Raw genomic sequence first — 1928 nt, 5'->3', positions numbered from 1 at the left:
GCCGCGACGAGCTCGGGGATGTCGAAGGTGTGCGGTGCCGCCGCCACGTAGAGCCCGATGAAGCCCAGCAGCAGGGCCAGGGAGCCCAGGAAGGTGTAGAGGAAGAACTTCAGCGCCGACCGGGCCGCGTTGCCGTGGCCCCATCCGGCGATCACGAAGTACATGCCCACGATGGACAGGTCGAAGAAGACGAAGAACAGGATGAGGTCGGCCGCCACGAACACCCCGAGGCTCACGCCCTGCAGGAACAGGAACAGCGCGGCCTGCACGCGCGGGCGGTCCGCGTCCCGCAGGGCGTAGACGGCGCAGGCCAGGAACACCACGGCCGTCATGGCCAGCAGCGGCAGGGAGAGACCGTCCACGCCCACGTGGTAGCTGCTGTTGACGCCGGGGATCCACGGCACCTGCTCCTCGAACGCCAGCCCGTTGGGCCCCGGGTCCTCGTAGCCGGCCCACAGCACGCCCACGAGCAGCAGTTCCACGACGCTCACCGCCACCCACGTCCATCGGGCGGCCGCGGGCCCGAACGCGGGGACCACGGCCAGGACGGCGGCGGCCAGCAGGGGCAGGAAGACGATCAGGCTCAGCATGCTCATCCCAACACGGCGTAGACAGACCAGGCCATGACGCCGACGGCGAGCACCACGACGGCCTGGAGGAAGTACTGGTGGACGGCCCCGGTCTGCGGGGCCCGGGCCAGCTGCCCGAGCCGGCGGACCCGGCCGGCGAAGCCCTCGACGGCGCCGTCCACCACGTCGTCGTCGAGGCGGGCCGCGCCCCGGCCGGCCGCGGCGGCGGCGTGCGCGGTGGTCTCGACTCCGGCGTCGAGGACCCGGTCGTCGAACCGGGCCGCGGCCCAGGCCAGTCCCGGGACGGCCCCGGCGGCGGCGGTCACGGCACGGTCCAGGACGCGGTCGTCGAACCGGGCCAGCGCGTGCGCCAGGCCCAGCGCGGGGCGCACGACGACGGCGTGCGCGGCGGCCTCCAGCCCCAGCCACCGCACGGCCCAGCCCGGCTCGGGGGCGCGCAGGCGCAGCATCAGCAGCAGGACCACCAGGGCGAGAGCGGCCGAGACGAGCAGCTCGGCGGGCGCCACCGCACCGTGCCCGCCCAGGGCCCCGGCGAGCGTCCGGCTGACCGGGGGCAGGGCCAGGGCCCCCAGCACGGCCGCCCCGGCCGCGAGCACGACCAGCGGGGCCTGCTCCAGCACGCCCACGCGCCCGGTGCCGCCGGGCTCCGCCTCGGCGCGGGCACCGCGGCGCCAGACGGTCCACAGGACCTTCCCCGCGTAGGCGGCGGACAGGGCCGCCGCCACGAGCCCCGCGGCATAGAGCAGGCCCGAGACCTCGAGCGCCCCGGCCAGCACCGCGTCCTTGGTGGCCCACAGGGACAGCGGGGCGATCCCGGCCAGGGCCAGCGCCCCCACGGTGGCGGTCACGCCCACGACCCGCCACCGGCGGCCGGCCCCGCGCAGTGCGGTGAGCTCCTCGGTGCCTAGTGCTGTCAGCCACGCCCCGGCGGCCAGGAACAGCAGCGCCTTGGTGGAGGCGTGGGCCACCAGGTGGGCCGCGCCGCCGCTGGCCGCGCCCACGCCGGCGGCCAGCACCACGAAGCCCAGCTGCGCCACCGTGGACGCCGCCAGCAGCTGCTTGAGCTCCCGCTGGGCCAGTGCCACGATTCCCATCAGCACCGCGGTGGCCACCCCGATCCACGCGGCGGCCGGGCCCGCCCACCCGGTGGAGGCCAGCAGCGGCTCCACGCGCAGCAGCAGGTAGCCGCCCATGGCCACCATCGCCGCCGAGTGCAGCAGTGCGCTCACCGGGCTGGGGCCCTTCATCGCCCCGGAGAGCCAGAACGAGAACGGCAGCTGCGCCGCCTTGCCCAGCGCCGCCACCAGGATCCCGGCCGCGGCCACGTGCCGCCACGGG

Annotated in this window: 2 protein-coding genes; both read right to left on the bottom strand. The window is 76.1% G+C overall.

What is annotated here, in order from left to right:
• On the bottom strand, positions 1-596 hold a 596-nt coding region (locus tag ACPYN7_RS17930), incomplete at its 3' end, for a proton-conducting transporter membrane subunit (protein ID WP_424348547.1).
• A partial coding sequence (locus ACPYN7_RS17925; RefSeq protein WP_424348546.1) for a proton-conducting transporter membrane subunit occupies positions 593-1928 on the bottom strand: 1336 nt, incomplete at its 5' end. The genes ACPYN7_RS17925 and ACPYN7_RS17930, both read right to left, overlap by 4 nt.

The sequence above is a fragment of the Kocuria sp. CH-021 genome, assembly GCF_049716185.1.
GTDB classification, from domain to species: domain Bacteria; phylum Actinomycetota; class Actinomycetes; order Actinomycetales; family Micrococcaceae; genus Kocuria; species Kocuria cellulosilytica.
The sequence above is the reverse complement of the archived record's forward strand: the minus strand, read 5'-3'. Positions and strand labels throughout refer to the sequence as shown.